The following is a 20748-nucleotide window of genomic DNA, read 5'->3' on the forward strand; positions in this document are numbered from 1 at the left end:
CCCTTCTAGGCCCGCCGCGGCAGCCCGCAACCCTTCGCGTGCCGCTCAGGGTCCTCCTCTTCGTTCCGGTCCTTCGGATGCGCTCCGCCTCCCACGGCGGGCCTTTCCGGACGCGACTCGCCGCCCACCCCGCTCACATGGGGACTTTGTCGTCAAGGCTGTCTTCGCATATCAACCTCGATGCGTTGTGATCCAAGGTCCGAGCCTGTCGTCTTGGCGCGGTGACAACACCGGTCCAACTCACATACGGTCGCTGCACAGTGGCAGCTGCACCAACATCCCGCTTTCGTCGGTAAGGCTCAGGGGAACGCGACCAATCTTCCGGGCGGCATTTTGGGCCAAGTGGGGTGGGAGGTTCGTTCGCCCCGGATCGGCCGGGAGCGATCAATCCCGGCGGATGGAAGAAAGTACTTTGATCATGCCGGCTTCATGACAGCGCCCTCAATTGGGCGGGCGCCCCGGCGCCAGCCTTTATCAGGAGATCACAGACCGCATCATTGCCGAGCTGGAGCGCGGCACCGTGCCATGGGTCAAGCCATGGGGCAGCGCAAGGGCAGGCCTTGGCCTGCCGAGGAATGCATCCTCTGGGCGCCAGCCACCGCTCCTGCAGCAAAAGAACAGCAGCTGTCGCAGCATGGCTGAACAAGGCGTCTTGTCGGCGTCAGAGCTCCGTGCTTGCCTTACGCAGGCGCATAGCACTGACATGACGTCCGGGAGACTGATGCCGGGCATTCCATCAACAATACCCAACAGCCCTCCTGATCCGAAGCGCATCTAAGCACGTCCATTTCAGGCGTTAGTCGAGGCCGCATTGACCAGGGGTACCTTCTTGGTCGCTGGAGGAGGGCGGCCGCCCGTAGACAACGGCTTCTTTAAGTGTCGCCCGGGCAGGGACGACCGTAAAAAAGGGCGCACGAGGCGCCCTTCATTTCCGATCGGCTATCAGCAGCCGCTTTCACCTTTTGTTGTTAGAAGCGGTAGGTGACACCTGCGCCTATCAACCAGGGATCGAGCTCCGCCTTTCCCGTCAGCTTCGCGCCGTCGACCGTGACGTCGAAGTCTGGCTTGAGGAAAAGCTTCTTCACGTCGAAGTTGACGCCCCAGTGCTGATCCACCATGTAGTCGAATCCGACCTGCAGCGCGGTGCCGAACGTATTCTTAACCTTGAGAGCATCGGCACGGCCGGCACCCTGGTTATAGAAGATCGTGTAGTTCACGCCGGCGCCTACATAGGGCTTGAACGCGCCGAAATCGGTAAAATGATACTGCAATGTGAGCGTAGGCGGCAGCAGCCAAACCTTGCCGATATTGCCCAGCCCGCCGATCGTACCTTGGCCCCCGATGTTTGCATAGGTGGTGCCGAGTATGAGCTCGGCGGCGATGTTGTCCGTGAAGAAATAGGAGATATCGAGTTCCGGCGTCACGGTGTTCGAATACGAAAGATCGGAGCCGGGCACTGCATTGACGTAGCCCGAATCCTCAGTGACGACCCCCAAGGCACGCAGGCGGATCTGCCAAGGGCTTGGCGCTTCCGTGACCGAGGCTCCCGCCTGCGGGACGCTCGCCGCTTGCGCAAGGTCCGCCGCGACGGCCTGCTGTCCCATCACAATGAGGACAACGGCCGCTGTTACTCCCCACGCCGCGCGCATTTGGTTTCTCGCCATGATATTCTCTCCTTGTTCTTCAGAAATGTGGACTGAATTACGAAAAATCTTGCTCGAATTGCTTGATATTGGCGGAGCGCTCATGCCCAGTTTGCTTCGCGGCCGCGACCGCATGTTCGGCGCGCATGATCATGGGATGATTTCTCCTCTTTCCGTGCCGCAGCGCGTTTTGCGGACTGCGCTGCAGGTGTCGTGCCAAATGAGAAAATCATTTCATAACAATGCGATCACCCTGATGGCGCTGTGTCTAATGTCCGACATCGTCGGAGATCCGACAACGAACGCAGCCGTGACCGCCTGATAGAACCTCCTGTGCTCCTGTGCTCCTGTGCTCCTGTGCCACTCGGTGGGCACTGCGGAATAAGCAGTGAAGCTCACCGCGAAACTGCCCGAGCTTCGGATCGACATCGGCGACGGGGCCATCGACGACCACTACGTCGCCGGTGTCGGGCGTGGCACAGCCTGAAGACTCCGCGGCGGCGATCATCGAATAGCTGCGTTTTACGATGGCTCCATCTTGGCCCCACCGGTGGGCGCGCAAAAGGCTGCTTTGCGGCCTCATCCCTCCGCCTGGATTGAGTCGCAGGGACCCAATGGCGCACGTGCTTTTGGAACCGGCAGAGTGGCCATAACGCAATTGTCTTCCGGCTATCTTTACAGAGATTCGACAATCCAGTTGGTGAAGGTCCCTATCGCGCAAAGCATTGATGCGCTTAGGTCTGGGCATGCGCCCATCCGCAACCATCTCATCAAGAGCATCGATCCGACACCAACATAGAGAATTGCTTCCCCTGAGAGAGGCCTCGCGGTGGACATGAGATAGCGTCACTCTTCATGACTTCATGATCGCGGCCTCCGAGGATGTCGGGATCGAGCCAGTGCAACGTAGGGCGAAGGATCTGGCAGCTCTTGCAACTGCCGACCTCGATGGGAGAGGCACATCGCGATCTGTCCGGCAGAGACACAAGGTTCTGCACTGACCGTTCATGAAGACTTCGTGCTGGTCTCCATAAGAGAAGTATTCTGGTGCAGAAAGTGCCCGATTAGCTATTCGGAAAAAGGCGACATCGACGTGCAAATCGAGCGGCGCCGTGAGGGTCCCTCAATGTCGGATTTCCGACAGGATCGCAAATCCGCCAACCCATTGTTAAATAAAGTTTTCCTTCTCTGGCACGGCCCATGCATGGGGTTCTGCGAACGCATCAGCGAGACCTCCTCCATGATCATGCGCACCGAAAATGCCATCGCCGAAATGAAAACCGCGCTCTTGCCTGCCACCAAGCCGGCGAAAGGCCGGCGCGTCATGGTCGAGGCGGGCGATTGCGCCGGCTTCAAACACCTTAATGGGCCTGGAAAGCTCCTCGCGTGACGGCGACGCGGGCATCCAGACGGGCGGAAAGGACATACGTCGTTGCCCCACGTCGCCGGCATGACCCGTCGATTGTCACCGCGCTGGAATGCTCGGGTCTACATTCGACGAACCGGAACGCGCTGGACAAATTCTCGCAAATCCGTCGGCACCGGGGGCTCGAAAACGTCCGCGAGGGGGCCCAATGGCTATGGCCGATATTTGCCGCGAACAAGCCGCCTAGTGGGAAGACTCTATAGGAGGAAAGCAAGTGGAGTTATCTTGCGTTGGGGTCGGTGCTGGGCCGTCCAATTTGAGCCTTGCGTGTCAGATACACGAGCAAGTTGGGCAAGGGGCACTGTTCCTGGATCGGCAGGTCGACTTCCGCTGGCATCCAGGCATCGCATTCGATTCCTCGGAGCTCCAGGTCAGCCACTTCAAGGATCTGGTCACGCTGGTGAATCCGCGATCAGCCTACACTTTCGTGAACTTCCTGCACGAGAACGGGCGTCTGTATCACTTCCTGAACGCACAGTTCGAAGCCGTGCTCAGAGTTGAGTTCGAGCAATACCTGAACTGGGTCTTCCACAGGAACCCACTTGTCCATGGCGGCGAGACGGTGCGCGAAATCCGCTTTGACGGCGAGTTTCGGGTGCGGACGGATAAGGCGGTTTTCGGCGCTAGAAACGTCGTGGTCGGCATTGGCAAGCAGGCGCAAATTCCGCCTCAGTTTCAGGGCTGGACTGGACGCAACCTGTTCCACTCATCTGTTTTATTGCACATCCAGCCTGAGGTGCGGAGAAAGCATGTCTGCGTGGTTGGCGGAGGCCAGTCGGGAGCCGAGGTGATGTTGCACCTTGTCGGCCTGCCGAAAGAACGGCGGCCTGCCTCGATCACTTGGGTCTCGCAGCGTGAGAACTACCTGCCTCTCGACGACAGCCCGTTCACAAACGAGTTGTTCATGCCCTGCTTTTCGGATCGTTTCGCGGCGATGAGCGAGTCGCAGCGTAAGCTGCTCCTGCGGCGTTTCGTGCTTGCCTCGGACGGCATTTCGGAAAGCACGTTGCGCGCGATCTATCAGGCGCTGTACCGCCACGCATTTGTCGAGCTAAACCGATGCGACATCACACTGCGACCGGGCTGCACCGTCTCGCACTGCATCAACGCCGGACCGGGTCACAGGCTGACCCTGCAGCACGGCATGGACGAAGTCGAAGAAGTCACGGCTGACATCGTCATCCTGGCCACCGGCTACGAGAACGCGGTGCCAGACTTCTTGGAACCCATCGCGCACCGGCTGGAGCAGATCGACAATGAATTAGCTATTCGCGAGGATTTTTCGGTGAGCTGGGACGGACCGCGTGGCAGACGCATCTTCGTACAAAACGCGAGCCTCGGGCAGCGCGGCCTGGCCGATCCGAACCTAAGCCTGCTGGCCTGGCGCGCGCGCCGCATCCTCGATAGCCTTCTTGGGCGCGCGCCATGCGCGAACCCCGAGCATCCTGGCTTCATCAGCCATACCTCGATCGAGAGCTGGCCCGACCCCGCAGCCGAAGAAATGGGCAGCGGGATATGACTCGTACACTTTTGATCATCGGCGGTGGCATCCTAGGAATGATGTCCGCCTCCGCTGCGGCGAGGGCCGGAGGCTTCTCCGATATCACCGTGACCGAACAAGCCCTTGGACCAAGCGGCGCATCGCATTATTCTGGTGGCGTGCATTTGCCCTACGGTTGTCAAGACCGTACCAGGGCGCTCACTGGAAAGAGCGCCGTGGTCTTGGCGGCCATCGCTGGGTCGGCGGTCAGCGGATGGTGCCGGCCTTTAGCGATGCGTGTCGTGGCTGGACCGGGTGAACCGATTGATCCGGCCCAGTTTACGGAACCCCTGGACCCGGCTGAGCCTGACATAGGCAGTCTCGCGCCGAGCTTCTGCGGACAAAATCCGTCGGAGCGGAACGCACTTAGCATCGCCGTCCCACATGCGTGAGTCCGTCTCCGTGGACCCGCAACTTGCCCAGCGCCCGACTGCCCTAATTGGGATGTCCGACCAACCAGTCTTTTCCAACAGGAGGCTTTTCGCATGTTGACTGATGCACAAAGAGACAAGTGGCAGAAAGACGGATACGTCAGGCTCGAAAGGTTCTTTGCTCCAGCGGATCAGGAAGATATCTCTACTTTTGTCGAAGATATATCACGCTGGGATGTCAGCGATGATAAATGGCTCATGTGGTTCGAGAAGACTACGGACAATCGAAAGATCATCTCCAAGATCGAGAATTTTCTCGACTTCCATGATCCATTGCGTCGTTTGCTCTTAGAAGATCAGCGCATACAGTCAGCGGTCGATGATTTGCTCGGCGAAGATTCGCGCAGGCTCAAGGAGTTGCTTATTTTCCACTACCCAGACAGCGGCGGCTATCTCCCGCATCAGGACATTTATCACATTCCACACAAACTCCCCGACCGGATGGTCCATGCGGTGGTTGCCATAGGCATCGACGACTCCGACCCGGAAAACGGCGGGCTTTTCTTCAGCCCCGGCAACCACAAGAAGGGGGTGTTTCCCATGGATGCCGGTGGGGTGATCGATCCTCAAGTCGCCGAAATGTTCTCCTGGGAACCCGTAGTATGGAAGGCTGGCGACATCTTCATCTTCGACGATTACGCACCGCACTACTCACGACCGAACAAAAGCAATCGTTCGCGGCGGACACTCTACTTGGTGTTCCAGCGTGCTTCAACCGGTGGACCGACCCGCGCTGAATATAACGTGCTTAAGCGCGCGCTTAACCCGCCCGAGGGCAAAGTGGCCGATCTCGACAAACTCAAGCCCCCAAATGGCATTTTCTATCGCGATTGAGCTCACGCAGCCAGGCGGAGGCATGCACACGAAACTGATCGACCGCTCAAAAATGCGCGGAGAGTATGGCGTTCTGATTTGCGGGCTCGCGGAGCATCGACCGCAGCCCGTTACGACATTTCGGCACGTGGATTGTGGAGGTCGCAGGGCGGTCTTCTAAGACGCCTACAGCCCGACTGGCGGCCCCCTCGTCGCCCGCCTGGCGGCCCAGAGCCGCATTATTCTGGCCGGGGCCGCCAAGGGGTTGGGCTGCCGCTTCTCTGCGCAACTTGCACAAGAGGCTGTTGCGTTGGCAGCCGGAGATGCCACTGTTTCAACTGCTTAGGTTTGTCATGCGGAAATCTACGCTTTCTCGAACGGAGCTGTCGCGGGCGTTCGGTATCGACATGGCCACGCTTGGAACGGGAAGCGCCGGCACGGGGTTTTCGTTCGGTAGGGTGGCACCGGGCGTTGCATCCGAGCCCCATCGGCACGACGAAATCGAGGCCTTCGTGATCCTGTCAGGATCGGGCAAGGTCACGACCGACCGTGGGGAAATCTCGGTCGAGGCGGGCGATGTCGTTCTGTTCCACCCTTTTGAAGCGCATGTGCTGCGCAACGACGGAAACGAAGACCTAGATTTCGTCGATGTCTACTGGCGAGACGGCGAGGCCGCCCTTGATGCCGCTGCAAAGACCACGGCTCCACGCGGGCCGATCTTCGTCTTCTCCACGCCGCCAACGCCAAATGGCGATCTGCATCTGGGGCATCTTTCTGGCCCCTATTTCGGCGCCGACGTCTATACTCGTTTCCTGCGCATGAAAGGAGTTGAAGCATATCACCTCACTGGAAGCGATGACAACCAGAGCTACGTCACGACACGCGCCGATGCCGATCAATCGACGCCTGCAAACGTGGCGCGCCACTACGCGGACGAGATTCGCGCCACGCTTGCACTTCTCGATTGTGACGTCCACAGCTTCCAACCCACAATGGGCGATGACGGTTACGGCGAGTTTCAAGCCGCGTGTTTCCGCAGTCTTCTGAGCAGCACGGCGGTAGATCTGCGTCAGAGCCCTGCGCTTTTCGATGCTGTGACAGGCCACTATCTTTACGAGCCGCATGTTAGCGGCCTCTGCCCCGATTGCGGCGGCTCCGCCGGTGGCAATATCTGCGAGGAATGCGGCGCCCCAAACCTTTGCCACGACTTGGGTGCAGCCCGGTCACGGCAGTCTGCCGAGGCGCCGCTGGTCGGCTCCGTCCGCCGCCCGGAACTTGCCTTGCACCGATGCTACGACAATATCGACCGGCATCTAAGGGCGTCGGGCGTCCCGCTACGGATCTTGGATCTCTTTGCGCGCCTACGCCGACGCGGCAACTTTTCAGTGCCCATTACCCACCCCTCGGACTGGGGCCTGCCGGCCGAAGGGTTCCCGGGGCAAGTGATCTGGGTCTGGCCCGAAATGGCCTTCGGTTTTCTTTACAACATCCAGGCGCTCGGCCGCTTGCTGGGTCGCGACTGGAAGGCGGAGATGCCCGGCAACGACTGGCAGATTGTCCATTTCTTCGGCTTCGACAATTCGTTCTACCACGCGCTACTCTACCCCGCTCTTTACGCCGAGGTCTTCTCCCACTGGACGCCACGCATCCACTATCACGTCAACGAGTTCTACCTGCTCGACGGCAAAAAGTTCTCAACCAGCTGCCGCCATGCGGTCTGGGGCAAGGAGGTTCTGAGCCCAAAGACAGTCGACGTCGTGCGCCTCCATTTGGGCCTGACACGCCCGGAAGGTGAGCGGACGGATTTCACGCTGGACGCGCTGCGCCGCACCGAGAACGAGGTGTTCCAAGGGGTTTGGCTGAACTGGCTTGATGCGTTGAACCAGGAAATCAAGCAGGATTTTGCCGGCCGTGTACCCGATGCAGGCGACTGGAGCCCGGCCGACCGCGCCTTCTTTGCTCGGATAGAGACCTATCGCGCAGCGATGGAGCGCGCCTATTCGGACGGAGGCTTCTCGGTCCGGCGCGCGGCCGCTCAGGTCTGCGATTTCGTGCGCGATTGCGTGATCTACCGTCGGGCGCGAGACTATGCGGCGGCGCGACGTTTCTATCCCGCCCGCAATCGGACTTCGCTAGCCCTTCAGACGACGGCCGCTGCGATCCTGGCACCGACACTCGCTCCGCTGATGCCCCGATTCGCCAGAACGCTGGCGCGAGGCATCGATGGCGTCTCAACCGAAACATGGCCCCGGTCCGTCCAGCGCCTTGCGCCCGGGACGCGCTTTGATCTCGGACCCGTGTTGGTGTTCTACGCCAAATCCGGCAATCCTCATCTCGGTGAGGAGGAAGCCCTTTGAGCCCAAAGGTGCACCAGTGAGCTATCCCAATCTCGACCAGATCTGCGCGGCAATCAAAGCCGATGATGCCAAATATCTTTACTCGCTGTCACTGGCGACCGAAGCCGCCATCTGGCGGTAGAGAACAGATTGGCGGACCTGAACCAACGCATCGTCGACACCCTGGCCCGCGCCTTCGAGGACCGCTCGGCCGATCGCTTCCCAGCCCTTGCTGTTTCGTGCCGCAAATGCCGTGTGGGCTCGACTGCGCTGACCAACCTCTTCGGCATCGCGGGATTCCCGTCCTCCAGCCGGTCAAGACTGTCATGCGGTTCGAGGCGCTTGGTCAACCTGGCGCGCCCTGGATCGTGCGCCGATCACCGGAAATGTCGAATGCGCACGCCTGCCTGATGGTATCTTCGATACTGTCCGAGCCTGTACTGGCGCGGCAGTCGGCCGAAGAACAACTGAGCTACTGACAATCGGAAGGTAGCAGGTTCAAAATTCTGCCCCAGAAACCGGATATTGCGCACAACCAGCGTTCACGATCGCGATGGTGCACAAGCTTCCAACCAGACCCGCGCAACGACAGCCCGTCGCCTGAAGATAGTCGGCGAGGGCCGCCAAATCCCTCGCAAGCGTATCCTCCGTCACATGCACGCCGTCTTCGCCGACAATGCAGACGCTTGTCTCGTCGAGAGATAAGTCCAGCCAGGGTGCTCCTTCAGGATTGCGTGTTTGCTCGGGTACGGAGCCGCCCCTCAGTTCCCAATCGAGGAGCGATCCTACAATTCACATATTTGGAGATCGCTCGCTAGGTTACCCGGTCTGTGAACCCTGCAAGCCGAAAATTCAGATGCCGCCCATGCAGAGATATTTCATTTCGAGGTAGTGCTCGAGGCCATGGCGGGATCCCTCCCGCCCGATGCCGGACTGTTTTATCCCACCGAACGGCGCCGCTTCTGAAGACATCCGGCCGGTATTTACCCCGACCATTCCATATTCCAAGGCCTCGGCCACACGCCAGACACGCTTCAGGTTGGAGGCATAAAAGTAGGCCGCGAGGCCGTAGATCGTGTCGTTGGCCTCACGCACGACCTGATCCGCATCTTTGAAGCGAATAATCGGTGCCAGCGGCCCGAATGTCTCTTCTTGCGCGACGGTCATCTCGCTGGAGACACCGGTCAGTACTGTCGGTTGGAAAAACGTGCCATTCGTGCCGATGCGTTTGCCCCCGCATAGAATTGCGCCGCCTTTGGCGACGGCATCGGCAATATGGGATTCGATCTTGGCCAAAGCGTGCTTGTCGATGAGCGGTCCGATGTCCACTCCGGGAGCGAAACCGTCACCAACTTGAAGTTGGCGAGCCCGTTGCACGAATTTCTCGACGAACTCGTCGTGAACGCCCGACTGGACGTAAAGGCGGTTCGCCGAAACGCAGGTCTGGCCGGCATTGCGGAACTTCGCCTGGATCGCACCGTCAACCGCGGCATCGATATCGGCATCATCGAAGACGATGAAAGGTGCATTGCCGCCGAGCTCAAGGCTGACTTTTTTGATCTGGTCCGAACACTGGCGCATAAGAAGGCGCCCGATCTCAGTCGACCCGGTGAAGCTGATCTTGCGGACCTTGGGATTGGTGCAAAGTTCGCGGCCGACCGCGTCACCTTCGGACGCATAGATCAGGTTGACGACGCCTTCGGGAAAGCCAGCCTGATGGGCGAGGGCGAACATTGCTCCCGCCACGAGCGGCGTCTGTTCAGCGGGCTTGAGGACGATCGTGCAGCCCGCCGCCAAGGCTGGCGAGATTTTGCGCGCCACCATCGAGGCCGGGAAATTCCACGGCGTTATCGTCCCGACGACCCCGATGGGCTGCTTGATCACCAGCATTCGGCGGTCCGTCGATGGTGCGGAGATCGTCTCGCCATAGACGCGATTGGCCTCCTCGGCGTACCATTGCAGATACGCCGCAGCATGCGATATCTCCGATTTGGCTTCGGCAAGCGGCTTGCCCATCTCCGCGCTGAGAATTGCGGCGAGATCGTCGGCGTGGTCGATGATCAACTGATGCCATCGCCATAGAACGTCGCTGCGCTCACGTGCGGTCAACCCTGCCCATCCAGGCTGCGCGACATAGGCCTTGTCGATCGCAGCGCATGTCTCCTCGACACCCATGTCGGGTAGTTCTGCCAGCACTTCGCAAGTCGACGGGTTGAGGACCTGGAATGTCCGCTCGCTAATCGGCGTGCCAAGTGCCGGCAGGCGATCAATGGGTCCAAACAGGTCGCGGGATCTCAGGTGACGGATCATCGGCAGGCACAGGGGCAATACCGGGTTCCTCCTCAACGCAGCAGGTCTATATAGCAGGTGCGGTGTGTACTCCGCGACGTCCAGGTTCCTTATAGGGCCTCGGCCAGACAGCTAGTAGACCACGGTACCCAACTGGAATGGGAGAATACCTGAATTCGCTAGAAGATGCCTCGCGGTTCTACTAGTCGAACGATTGAACAACGGACATCGGCTTCGCCATCCGCGCGGAGTGGATGGTGGGGGCCTGCGCCTACAATCTGCGGACCACGATCGGCGTCCTCTATCCACTCGAAGAGAGGCTGGCCTGAGGAGGAGCGCACCCCAATAATCGACCGCCTGAACCGGCAAATGCCTGGCAAGGCCCGCGAAAACCGCTCCTCGCGCGTTTAAGCAGATACGGCTCACTTTGGTACCTTCGTCCGGCCTCGAATAAGGGTGCGTGCCGTAGATCGCGCGCCGCCATTTGCGCTGGGCGATCGTCTCGGGGTCGCGCTCATTGGCGATGATGCCGCAGAAAGCTGGGCGCGGATGCGGTCGACCGTCTCCTGGTCGAACCGCGGCCTGTTGACCGCGAGCCTTAGCAGATCGATAGCAGCATCCTGTTGTTCGGAAAGCATGCGCATCGACCCATTGATGCCGTCGCGTTGGGCGCCGAAGCTCATTTCGAAGCCGGCATTGTCGAGCTTGACCTGGACCGCGTCGCTGTCGAGATCGCCCGCGCCCTCGTGGAACAGGCCGGTCATTAGATTGGCGAGGCGTTCCTTGCCGGCCGGGTCCTGCGCGGTGCCGCCGTCGAAGACGAAGCGGATGGCGATGATCGGCACCGTATGATCCTCGACCAGCCAGGCGGTGGTGCCCTTTGCCGATTCACTTCCTGGATATTCATCGCGCGGGCGGCGAGCGCCGGCACGATGAGGAAGAGGATGGAGAGGAACAGGGTGGCGAAGGCGCGCCAGGTCTTCCCTTCTCCCACAAGGGGTGAAGGGAAGACCGGGCGGCGCATGCGCATGGGGATGGAACTCATGATCAATTCCCCGCCTGTTGCAAAAGATAGCCTGTGGTCGAATGGTCGAGCACCAGATAACGCGCGGCGACCGCCTTGACCTCGTCGGTGGTGACCTTGCGGACGCGGTCCGGCCTCTCGAGCACGTCCTTCACATTGCCACCGGTGGTGAGCGTCTTGCCATAAATATTGGCGATATGGTCCAGCTCGTCGTGCGCAAAAACCGAGCGGATATAGCGGTCTTTGGCCTTGTCCAGCTCGTCGCTGGTGACGCCATCCTTGGCGATCCGGGCGACTTCGGCAACGGCCGCCGCTTCGAGATCGACGAGCTTTGCATCGCCGCGCGGCGAGCCGGAGATGGTGAAATTCGTGTCGTCTAGCATGGTGCCCTGGAAGAAGGCGCCGGCCGCCGAGGCTATGCCTTGCTTGACGACAAGCTCCTGATAGAGCCGGCTGCGGTTGCCGCCGCCGAGGATCTCTGCCAGCAGGTCGAGCGCCTCGGCCTCGCCGGGCTCTGCCGTATGATAGGACGGCACCACCCATTGAGTGGAAAAGCTCGGCACGGAAACGCGCGCATCGGTCAGCGTCACTGTGCGCCTGGTGTTCTGCTCCGGCTCGACCGGGCGCTTGCGCGGGGGCAGGTCCGGCCCGCGCACAACCTTGCCATAGGTCTTCTCGGCCAGCGCCTTCACTGTCTCAGGCTCTACGTCGCCGGCCACCACCAGTACGGCGTTGTTCGGTCGGTAGTATTTGTTGTAGATGGTGAATGCGTCGGTGCCGTTCAGCTTCTCCATCTCCTGCATCCAGCCGATGACCGGAATGCGGTAGGGCTGGTTCTGCCGCAACGTCGCGTTGACCTCCTCGTCCAGCAGAGCCTGCGGGTTCGTCTCTCTGCGCCAACGGCGCTCCTCCAGGATCACGTCGCGCTCGGTCTTGATATCATCGTCGTTGAGGATGAGGTTGAACATGCGATCGGCCTCGAAGCCCATCATCTCACCGAGCGCCCGAGGCACCACCGTCTCAAGGAAGGTGGTGTAGTCGTAGGAGGTGAAGGCGTTCTCCGAGCCGCCGATGGCTGAGACGGCTCGGTCGAACTCGCCGGCGGCGTGGTTGGTCGTCGCCTTGAACATCAGACGCTCGAGAAAATGGGCAATGCCGGATTTGCCCGGTGGCTCGTCGGCGCTGCCGATCTTGTACCAGACCATATGAATGACCATCGGCGCGCGGTGATCGGGGATGACGACCACTTCCATGCCGTTGTCGAGCAGGAAATCCGTCACTTTGCCGTCGTCGGTGGCGGCCGGAGCCGGAGCGGTCGTCACCAGGGCCAGCGCGGTGGCAATGAATGCCTTGCGCAGCCAGGGGGACCGAAGTTTGATCGATGGCTCCCGTTGTGGTGGCTGGCCGAAAGGCAAGGTTCGAGGCAAAGTGATTTGTTCCTCATTTTGATGAAGGCGCTGCGTCCTCGTCTCCCCCAGTGGGAGGATCGGCGGGCAGCGCCGAGCCAGATGAGCAACCGTCTTCATGGTGCTAGGCCTTACTCGAGCCTCGTCTTTGGTTGGACCCAGGAGACCTGCGGCGGTATTTCTTGGTGATTTGATCATGGGGGGCGACTTCTCCTTGGTGCGTGACGCGTTTGCGGATGACTAGGCATGAACTGCGCCAGATCAGAAAACCGTTCGAGGCATGCGATAAATCGGGCGCTGCAAGTTGCGTATTCGACATTGTCGGACATCGGACAGGGCCGAACGCGACGCGCGCGCGGCTTGGGACGATATCTCCTTCGTTCGGAAGACGATTGGGCCCGCTGCCGGGGGAGCGGCATAGGATGCGCTTCGAATAGCCGCTGCACTGAGTGAGTGAGAATTTAGCTGTTGGTCGCCCCAGCGGAAAGGCTGTCCTCGACAGGCACGCCAGGGTCGAGGCTGAACGGCAGAGGAGACAGGAGCGTGGCGGGTTCGAGCGCGTGGAGCCTTTTCGCGCGCGAAGACGGATCTCATCAAGGATCTGCGACAGTTAGGGAATATTCGCGAGGCGCTGGAAACGAAGATCGTAGGACATCAGGCGAGAAAGAAGGATGCGTTGAGCGCTTTTGGCGGATGAGCTTGCCCGAAGTCGTTGAGCGTGATGAGTTGCTGCGGGACAGGGATCGTTTGCGTGGGGCCTTGGTCGAACTTGAGGAGAAAACAGATTCCGCCCAAGCGCCGGACACAGTTTCCCAGATGATCCGAAAGTCAAATGTTGACGGATTCACCAGCGAACCGGGCGGTCCTAGCGACGGCGTGTCGCTGGAGGCCAGCCCTCGTTCGAGCGTCAGGACTCCAAGAGAACGGGACTTTGTCAGAGCCATCTGCGATCCCAAACTGAGACGTGCAAATATAGCAACGTCACGAAAAAGTTTTGCCGGCCGCCTACAAGCCACCGTCATTGATTTCAAACAGACCCGTTGTCGGAGGCTGATTACAGGTAAGGTCCGTCAACATCGCAGGTTCGTCAAATGGGCTTTTGAGATTATGGCCATCTTGAAATCCGATGACATCAAAATAGTCTTGGGCCGTCATCGCTTTGCTGTGCGGATCGGCCTATGTAGCGCGCGGCATAGGGCCGATCAGACTGATCCGCATAGCGGGTTCGCGTGTAAACGGCGATGCCCTTGCGGCAGGTAGGCATCGCAGCTTACCGTCTATTTTCAGCAGTCCGCATCTTCCGCCGGCCTCATGCGGCAAGATGGCCTGGCGCCTGCTGCAAAGGCCTCTCTAATCGGGGCGGCCTCTGAGCTTAAGGCTATCCAGTCAACAATAGCCTGATCCTGCTCATTCTGATGCGCGCCAACCGCCGCGCCGGTTTGTGGAACCGCTCGTGGGTAGCTTCTACCACAAACAGAAAGGTCATCAAATCAAGCAGGAAGTCGTCGATCGCTTGGGCGATTGTTTCTGACTTACCCTTGAACTGATCCAGCAAAACGCGCGCCTTATCGATCGCATCCGCGCTGGCCGCATCGATTAGACCCTCGATCGTCTTGAAATAATCCAATGCGAAACTCCTTCAAGCGCTTGCCAAGGGGTTATGCACGAAGGTGGGCCCGTGAACCACCCAGCCGTTGACCTGGTGGCCCGACGAATAAGGCGTCACGCGGCGAGGGCGCTTAGTGCGCGATGTAGTTGGGTCGACGTCAGCGCATTCTACGAGCATCGGCAGGTCGTACGTCCCGTGATCGGTCTCCAAGGACCAGCCGTAGCACGTGGCGGGAGCGCTCGAAGATCGGGTGCTTTGGGCCATGCCAGAGCCTGCTGGCTGTAGGCGGTCGCGATGGAGTGCGCCAGTTGCCGCCGACCAATCAAGCCGGGCCTTGAAATTTTTCGTTCTGCTGCGCCTAAGTTTCGGCTATGAATCGGGCTGGCCCTAATGGCCTGCCCGCGTTGCAATTGTTAAAAAGGAATACGTATATGCCGACTGGAACGGTAAAGTGGTTCAACAGCACCAAGGGGTTTGGATTTATCCAGCCCGACAATGGCGGTCCGGATGTTTTCGTCCACATTTCCGCTGTCGAACGCGCGGGCCTCTCGACCCTCGCTGACGGCCAGAAGATCAACTATGAGATCGAGCAGGACCGCCGCACTGGCAAATCCTCCGCTGGCAGCCTCAGCAAAGCTGGTTGAAATTTTCTCCTGCGTCCTGGCAAGAGTGGGCGCGTAGGTCCGGAGGTCCTCACGGCCGCTCGATAGGAGCGAGCAAAAACTGAGGGCAGCAGATTGCTGCAGGCGTCGCGAATTCCTCATGAAACAAAAAAGGATGGCGGGGTTGGCCCCGCCTTTTTATATGACGATATGACGCGCAGATTAAGCCGATGGCTGCAACGCTCCAGAACGAATCTCCATTGCCGAAATCAAGCCGCGACCTTCTTGCGGGTTCGCTTCGTCGGCGCCGGCTCCGGCGCTTCCGGCGCTTTCGGTTTGCGGCCGAGCCCCATTGTCTTGGCCAATGACGAGCGCGCCGCGGCGTAGTTCGGCGCGACCATGGGATAATCCGCCGACAGGCCCCATTTGGCCCGATATCCATCCGGCGTTAGCCCATAGTGGGTCGACAGATGGCGCTTTAGCGATTTGAATTTCTTCCCGTCCTCAAGGGAGATGATGTAGTCCGGTGTCACCGACTTCCTGATCGGGACTGCAGGCGTAAGGGCAACCGGCTCTTCTGCAGAGACACCTCCGGCCGTCCCTTTCAGAGCCGTGTGCACTTGGCCGATGAGGGCAGGGAGATCCCCCACCGGGATCGGATTGTTGGAGACATAGGCTGAGACGACATCGGCCGTGAGCTCGATGAGGGTGTCGATGTTTTTTTCGGCTTCTTCTGTCATGAAACTCTCCGGGCGGCGTGAAACACAGTCGGCGAAGCGTCGCTTCATAGTGGCGGTCGCCGCTGAAAGCAACAAAGGTCTCGACACGATTATTGCGATGCTCGTCCAGCGAGATCTATGGCGCGGTATCCGCCGTCGTGACCGTTGATCCGCCCGTTGTTGGCGACCTGCCGCGGTCCTTGCGCATTTTCAGGCGCGTCTCGGCCGTAAGCTTTGCGCCAAATGACCAGTAATCTCGAAACGAAGCGGGCTATTTCTGTTTCGCCATCCTCTCTTTGGCTGTGAAATCGGTGGCCGAGCAGTGGCCGCTTCCTGGTGGCGCGTGAAGGAAGTATCAAGGGTTGATTCGCAATGGTCGAAACGATGTAGATTCATCATCCGGGGAGCCGCCCTCGCAGCAGGATGTTAGGGATTGGCCCGCTGGTAAACCGAGGACATAACGCCGCTGCTTTGCCATTGAACCGCTATCGCTGTGACAGCACCTTCCGCAAAGGTGGGCGGGAGAAGGCGCCTGTTCACGCAAACGAGCGGTTCAGCAGGTCGGGAAGAACGAATGAGCTCAGGGACTTTCAGCAGCCCACTTTTCGTAAGGCGTGCAGCGCACATCGTGCAAGAGATTGCCAGTCCTGCGGATGCTATCGATTTTCTCAACGAATGGCCAGAAGATCGCAGAGACCGGATCTACGAAGCCGCCCTCAGGGCGTGCTTTGATGCATACAACGGACGAATACCTGCGAGCGCAGCGCGCAAGACTTTTTTCTGCTTTGGGGAACAGGTCGCCATATTGGAGGATGCAGCCTCCGCGATGCAATGGCTCGCTGCCTGCATGTCGGGCAATGGAAAAGCGCAAGTATAGGCGTCGCAGTCGTATGTGAGGCTGGAGCGGGTACGCCGACGAAGTTATTGTATCGAGATTTTGCCGGCATCTGGAGCGTACTATAGCGAACAAACAATATTTTGCGCCCTATGGCGATATTAATCATCTTGTTGTATTTGTAAATCAGCTTCTCGCGGCAGGACTGCAATGTTTCCGATGTGAAACCACTGCGTGGGACTTGGTTCTCTCAAATTCGTGACGGTAAATTGCCGTGTAGTTATTGCAAAGAAGTTGTCCCATTGAAGCAAGATGATAAACGAAGCCAAAATTGTGCTCCGTCGTCTGCCAATATTCGCTCGATGGAGGCTATAGGCCTCACAAGCCAATCAAAACAGCTACTCGGGCGCCCTTTGAAATTTGTGTAATTTTGCTCACCCGAAACGGCCCTCTACAGTCGAAATAAGATCGTCCCGCAAAGGTGCTACGAGACACTATCGCGGATCGATTTGGGCCCACGTCGATCTGACGAAGGCAGGCGGAAGTCGAGCAGGACCTGCTGCGGAACAGATAACCGGCCCCCAACCGAATCTGACACGGTGGCGGCCCCGATTTCTTCATAGTTTGAAGGCGCAGAGAGAACCGGAGCACGGCTCCGGCGCCGCCGCTTGCCGAGCAGCGACCTCCGCCTCCCAAAATCCAGTCGAGAAGAGCGTTCAATTCCGGGACGGTCCAAGCTCTGCCGCAAAAACAGGTGTCAGACCCCCGGTCCTCTCCCGCAACTGATCTAGCGCAGGGCGTTCATGAGCCGCATATCCCAGAGTGGCTGCGTGCACGACGCAGCGAGATCATTTATGAAAATCCTATTCAGTACGATGGCTGTCCCCTTGCTGACGGCCACCGCCTTTGCTGCGGATTCGATCCCCGCAGACCTCAGAGAAACGGCAATGGCCACTTTCAAGGCTTTGCCACCCACCACGCCGGCAGTCGTCAACAACCCGATCACCCCGGAAAAGATCGCTCTCGGCAAGGCACTGTTCTTCGATCCACGCGTCTCTGCGTCAGGCGTCTTGTCGTGCAACTCGTGCCACAACCTGGCCACCGGCGGCGACGACAATCACGAAACCTCGATCGGCCATGGTTGGCAGAAGGGACAGCGCAACGCGCCGACTGTACTGAACGCTGTCTTCAACATCGCCCAGTTCTGGGATGGTCGTGCCGAAGACCTGAAGGCTCAGGCGAAGGGACCGGTCCAAGCCGGGATCGAAATGGCCAATACACCGGGCCAAGTCATCACCACGCTCAAGTCCATGCCGCAATATGTCGAGTGGTTCGATGCAGCTTTTCCGGCTGAAGCCGATCGGGTCACCTTCGACAACCTCGCCAAGGCAATCGAAGCCTTCGAGGCGACACTGGTCACGCCGGCCCCCTTCGACAGTTTCCTGAATGGCGATGACGCCGCCATGACTTCCGAACAGAAACAGGGCCTGGCGCTTTTCATGGACAAAGGCTGCTCGTCCTGCCATGGCGGTATCAACGTTGGTGGGCAAGCCTATTACCCATTCGGCCTCGTGGAACAGCCCAGCGCCGAGGTCCTGCCGGAAAAAGACAAGGGCCGATTTGCGGTCACCAATGCAGCCGACGATTCCTATGTTTTCCGCGTGGCGCCGCTGCGCAACGTTGCACTCACCGCGCCATACTTTCATTCGGGCAAGGTTTGGGATCTGAAACAGGCCGTTGCCATCATGGGAACCACCCAGCTTGGCGTGGTACTGGCGGACGAAGAAGTCGACCTGCTTGTTGCCTTCCTCAACTCGCTGACCGGAAAGGCACCCGAGGTCGCCTATCCCATCTTACCCGCCGAAACGGCGACAACACCCCGGCCTATAACGCAGATCTTAGGAAAATAAACGGCCAGCTGACTGCGGAACATCGCAATTGACAATGATTGCGACTTTTACTGGACGAGACGAGTCGCGACGTCCATGAGAACGCAAATGGCTCGTTTCCAAAGTGCAGACACTGCTTTCGTTACCAGCTCGTTGCGATGGAATCATGTTTGGGATCTGGCGTGCGACATGCCAAGGAAGGCGTCTGACGCATGAGGCTCGCGCGCTGTCGATACCGCGCGGCGGCCGGCCATCGCGCTGGCGGCCGAATTGCCGCGCGCCGAAGTGATCGGCCCCCTTAGGGCGAAGGGGCAGCCACTCCGTCCTCCATGTCCAGCGATTCTTCGACTGCTTCCGATTCCGGGCGATGGTCCAAAGGAGAGTATTCGCCGCTGCATCCGGTTTCGAGCGACCTTGCTCCCAGTTTCGAAGCGTTGCCAGATCGAGGCCATACCGCACGGAGAATGCCTCCTGAGAGAGCTTCGTGCGATCCCGGACTTCGCGAACACTTATCGGCCGCGGCGCATGAACCTTCGCGATCACGCCTGCGGACGACAGTTCATTCTTCAGTGCCAATAGGTCGTCGACGCAAGGAACCGTCACGAACGCCTTGCTGTGATCGACCATCTCCGTGAGTATCGCGTGGGCCGTCCTGAGCGGCAGCTGTCTCTTAACGGGAATCCGGGCGGCCTCAGGAGTATTCGCGCCGTGAAGAAAACTGAGGCTCAGTCGGACGGGAGAGCCTGACGACACCGGGACGACGTCCCGGGTTCGCACCCGTTGTCCGTACCGCTCCATGAATTTCGATGTAGTCGACATTAAGCTTCTCCGCGATCACTCGACCGAGCTTGCGCAATTTGGACCATCCCCACTGGAGGCATCGCGATAAAAGTACGCCAAACAACGCTAAGGGAGAACAAGCAGTGATCTGATTTCGTTCGACGCTCGTTTTCGAGAGCCGTTCTGGGTCGTTCGCAATCAACTGTGTAGGCCAGCGGAGCGAGCAAGGAGCGCCAGATCCGGACAGGGCTGAGTGGGGTGTTTCTCCGAAAGATGGGGCCATGCCCTAAGGAACACGAGATGTAGTGGACTCGTCGATTCGCGCGGTTTCGATTCGCGCACCCGGGCACAACGCTTGGATAAGTCCCATCAAATGCTCTCCGGTGGCCGTCATCTGTTTAGCTGACATTGGGCCGAGGGCTTCCAGCACGAGCCACATGGCGCGGGTATCGACCGTGACCATGGTGCGCCGCCCCTGCCGCCAGTTCCAGCGGCGGCACGTGACACCGGCATCATCGCACCAGATGACTTCGCCCGGTTCAGGATGCTCGGTTACCATTTCACCTTGCTGGATCGTGTCGAATGGCTCCGCTCCCTTCGCAATTAAAAGTCTCGGGACCCCCTGGTAGAGATCGAGATCCTCCCCGCCAATCGGAACGCCATACAACACGCTGACGGCATTGTAGGCATCAACCAGTGGGGATATCCGCGGGAGAGAGCCATCTTTCCGCACCCGCTTGAGAAGCGCGGCGGCCGAGCACGGCGTTCGATTGGCCTTTGTGCCGAACGCCTCGTAGGCAACGGCCCACGCCGCAAGATGCGCGTCCCTTTGGGCGTCATCGCGAAGCGCCGCCTGTTCCGCCGCCGCAATCGTGTCGTTCAACGCCTGTGCATCCGGCACGTCGATTTCAGCGTTCCGCACCACAATGCTGATCAGATGAAAATCCGGGTAGCGGGCCTTGATCTCGGGGGCAATCAATGGCGTGAAAGACATGGGATGCTCTTTTCTCATGGGGAGGCTTTGCGCTGCGGGTCGTTCGGGAAATGTTTGAAGAAAGGTGGTTGTCGAGCGTCCAGATCTTCTGGCATCGGCATGGTGCATGCCGCACCATGCGCTGGATAATTCCATCATTCGGCCGTGGACAAGGCCTGGTAGAGATCGTCGATTATCTCTTGCGGGTGCTCGAGCCCGCCTCGGCCGGCAACAAGCTACGCCTCCGCCAGATCCTCCATTTCATAAAAGGCAGCGGGCGCGATATGGATGTGAAGCAGCTTTCCTTGCCGGTTATGCATCGCTCTCGGAAATTCGTCTCGCACGAAAATCTGCCGCCAAACTGGCCTGATCAACAGCACCAGTTGCATAGCGTTTTCCCAGTCCAGTTGGCTTTGCAATGAAATGCGGTTCA

15 protein-coding genes and 2 pseudogenes are annotated in these 20748 nt (G+C 59.3%); 10 read left to right on the forward strand and 7 right to left on the reverse strand.

What is annotated here, in order from left to right; translation table 11 throughout:
* Positions 1-445: 445 nt before the first annotated feature.
* A pseudogene (locus NKJ84_RS29070) lies at positions 446-595 on the forward strand (ArdC-like ssDNA-binding domain-containing protein); the annotation flags it as partial.
* Between the two features lie 373 nt (positions 596-968).
* On the opposite strand, the gene NKJ84_RS29075 reads toward NKJ84_RS29070, so the two are convergent.
* Entirely contained in the window at positions 969-1649 is a 681-nt protein-coding gene (locus tag NKJ84_RS29075; protein ID WP_352509319.1) for an OmpW/AlkL family protein, read from the reverse strand.
* A gap of 64 nt (positions 1650-1713) precedes the next feature.
* Here NKJ84_RS29075 and NKJ84_RS29080 point away from each other — a divergent pair, with 64 nt between their 5' ends.
* The 5 genes from NKJ84_RS29080 to NKJ84_RS29100 all read left to right on the forward strand — a co-directional run bounded on the left by NKJ84_RS29080 (position 1714) and on the right by NKJ84_RS29100 (position 8210).
* Positions 1714-1965: a hypothetical protein gene (locus NKJ84_RS29080; protein WP_352509300.1), complete on the forward strand. Its 252-nt coding sequence runs from the start codon at positions 1714-1716 to the stop codon at positions 1963-1965.
* A 696-nt stretch (positions 1966-2661) separates the two neighbouring features.
* The gene (locus NKJ84_RS29085) at positions 2662-3033 is read left to right on the forward strand and encodes an iron-sulfur cluster assembly accessory protein (protein WP_352509301.1); all 372 of its coding nucleotides are present in this window, start codon (positions 2662-2664) and stop codon (positions 3031-3033) included.
* Positions 3034-3325: 292 nt separating this feature from the next.
* Positions 3326-4588: a lysine N(6)-hydroxylase/L-ornithine N(5)-oxygenase family protein gene (locus NKJ84_RS29090; RefSeq protein ID WP_352509302.1), complete on the forward strand. Its 1263-nt coding sequence runs from the start codon at positions 3326-3328 to the stop codon at positions 4586-4588.
* 506 nt (positions 4589-5094) lie between these two features.
* Positions 5095-5874 (forward strand): phytanoyl-CoA dioxygenase family protein, encoded by a 780-nt coding sequence (locus tag NKJ84_RS29095; protein WP_352509303.1) that lies wholly within the window; start codon positions 5095-5097, stop codon positions 5872-5874.
* 386 nt (positions 5875-6260) lie between these two features.
* The gene (locus NKJ84_RS29100; RefSeq protein WP_352509304.1) at positions 6261-8210 is read left to right on the forward strand and encodes a class I tRNA ligase family protein; all 1950 of its coding nucleotides are present in this window, start codon (positions 6261-6263) and stop codon (positions 8208-8210) included.
* 831 nt (positions 8211-9041) lie between these two features.
* Here the strand turns inward: NKJ84_RS29100 and NKJ84_RS29105 are convergent.
* The 4 genes and pseudogenes from NKJ84_RS29105 to NKJ84_RS29120 all read right to left on the reverse strand — a co-directional run bounded on the left by NKJ84_RS29105 (position 9042) and on the right by NKJ84_RS29120 (position 14535).
* Entirely contained in the window at positions 9042-10517 is a 1476-nt protein-coding gene (locus NKJ84_RS29105; RefSeq protein WP_352509305.1) for an NAD-dependent succinate-semialdehyde dehydrogenase, read from the reverse strand.
* A 381-nt stretch (positions 10518-10898) separates the two neighbouring features.
* Positions 10899-11502: pseudogene (locus tag NKJ84_RS29110) on the reverse strand (M16 family metallopeptidase); the annotation flags it as partial.
* A gap of 23 nt (positions 11503-11525) precedes the next feature.
* Complete coding sequence (locus tag NKJ84_RS29115; RefSeq protein WP_352509320.1) at positions 11526-12881, reverse strand: M16 family metallopeptidase; 1356 nt, start codon at positions 12879-12881, stop codon at positions 11526-11528.
* A 1405-nt stretch (positions 12882-14286) separates the two neighbouring features.
* Entirely contained in the window at positions 14287-14535 is a 249-nt protein-coding gene (locus tag NKJ84_RS29120) for a hypothetical protein (protein ID WP_352509306.1), read from the reverse strand.
* A gap of 413 nt (positions 14536-14948) precedes the next feature.
* Here NKJ84_RS29120 and NKJ84_RS29125 point away from each other — a divergent pair, with 413 nt between their 5' ends.
* A complete protein-coding gene (locus tag NKJ84_RS29125; RefSeq protein WP_023679670.1) occupies positions 14949-15161 on the forward strand; it encodes a cold-shock protein in 213 nt (70 codons plus the stop codon).
* Between the two features lie 227 nt (positions 15162-15388).
* Here NKJ84_RS29125 and NKJ84_RS29130 read toward each other — a convergent pair whose 3' ends face one another.
* A complete protein-coding gene (locus tag NKJ84_RS29130; protein ID WP_352509307.1) occupies positions 15389-15859 on the reverse strand; it encodes a Ros/MucR family transcriptional regulator in 471 nt (156 codons plus the stop codon).
* Positions 15860-16466: 607 nt separating this feature from the next.
* Here NKJ84_RS29130 and NKJ84_RS29135 point away from each other — a divergent pair.
* Entirely contained in the window at positions 16467-16715 is a 249-nt protein-coding gene (locus NKJ84_RS29135) for a DUF982 domain-containing protein (protein WP_352509308.1), read from the forward strand.
* Positions 16716-17527: 812 nt separating this feature from the next.
* The gene (locus tag NKJ84_RS29140; RefSeq protein ID WP_352509309.1) at positions 17528-18583 is read left to right on the forward strand and encodes a cytochrome-c peroxidase; all 1056 of its coding nucleotides are present in this window, start codon (positions 17528-17530) and stop codon (positions 18581-18583) included.
* A gap of 1045 nt (positions 18584-19628) precedes the next feature.
* Here NKJ84_RS29140 and NKJ84_RS29145 read toward each other — a convergent pair.
* Entirely contained in the window at positions 19629-20336 is a 708-nt protein-coding gene (locus NKJ84_RS29145) for a B3/B4 domain-containing protein (protein ID WP_352458254.1), read from the reverse strand.
* 116 nt (positions 20337-20452) lie between these two features.
* Here NKJ84_RS29145 and NKJ84_RS29150 point away from each other — a divergent pair, with 116 nt between their 5' ends.
* Positions 20453-20737: a hypothetical protein gene (locus tag NKJ84_RS29150; RefSeq protein WP_352509323.1), complete on the forward strand. Its 285-nt coding sequence runs from the start codon at positions 20453-20455 to the stop codon at positions 20735-20737.
* Positions 20738-20748: the final 11 nt, after the last annotated feature.

The sequence above is a fragment of the Mesorhizobium sp. M0048 genome (genome assembly GCF_040323405.1).
Classification (GTDB): Bacteria; Pseudomonadota; Alphaproteobacteria; order Rhizobiales; family Rhizobiaceae; genus Mesorhizobium.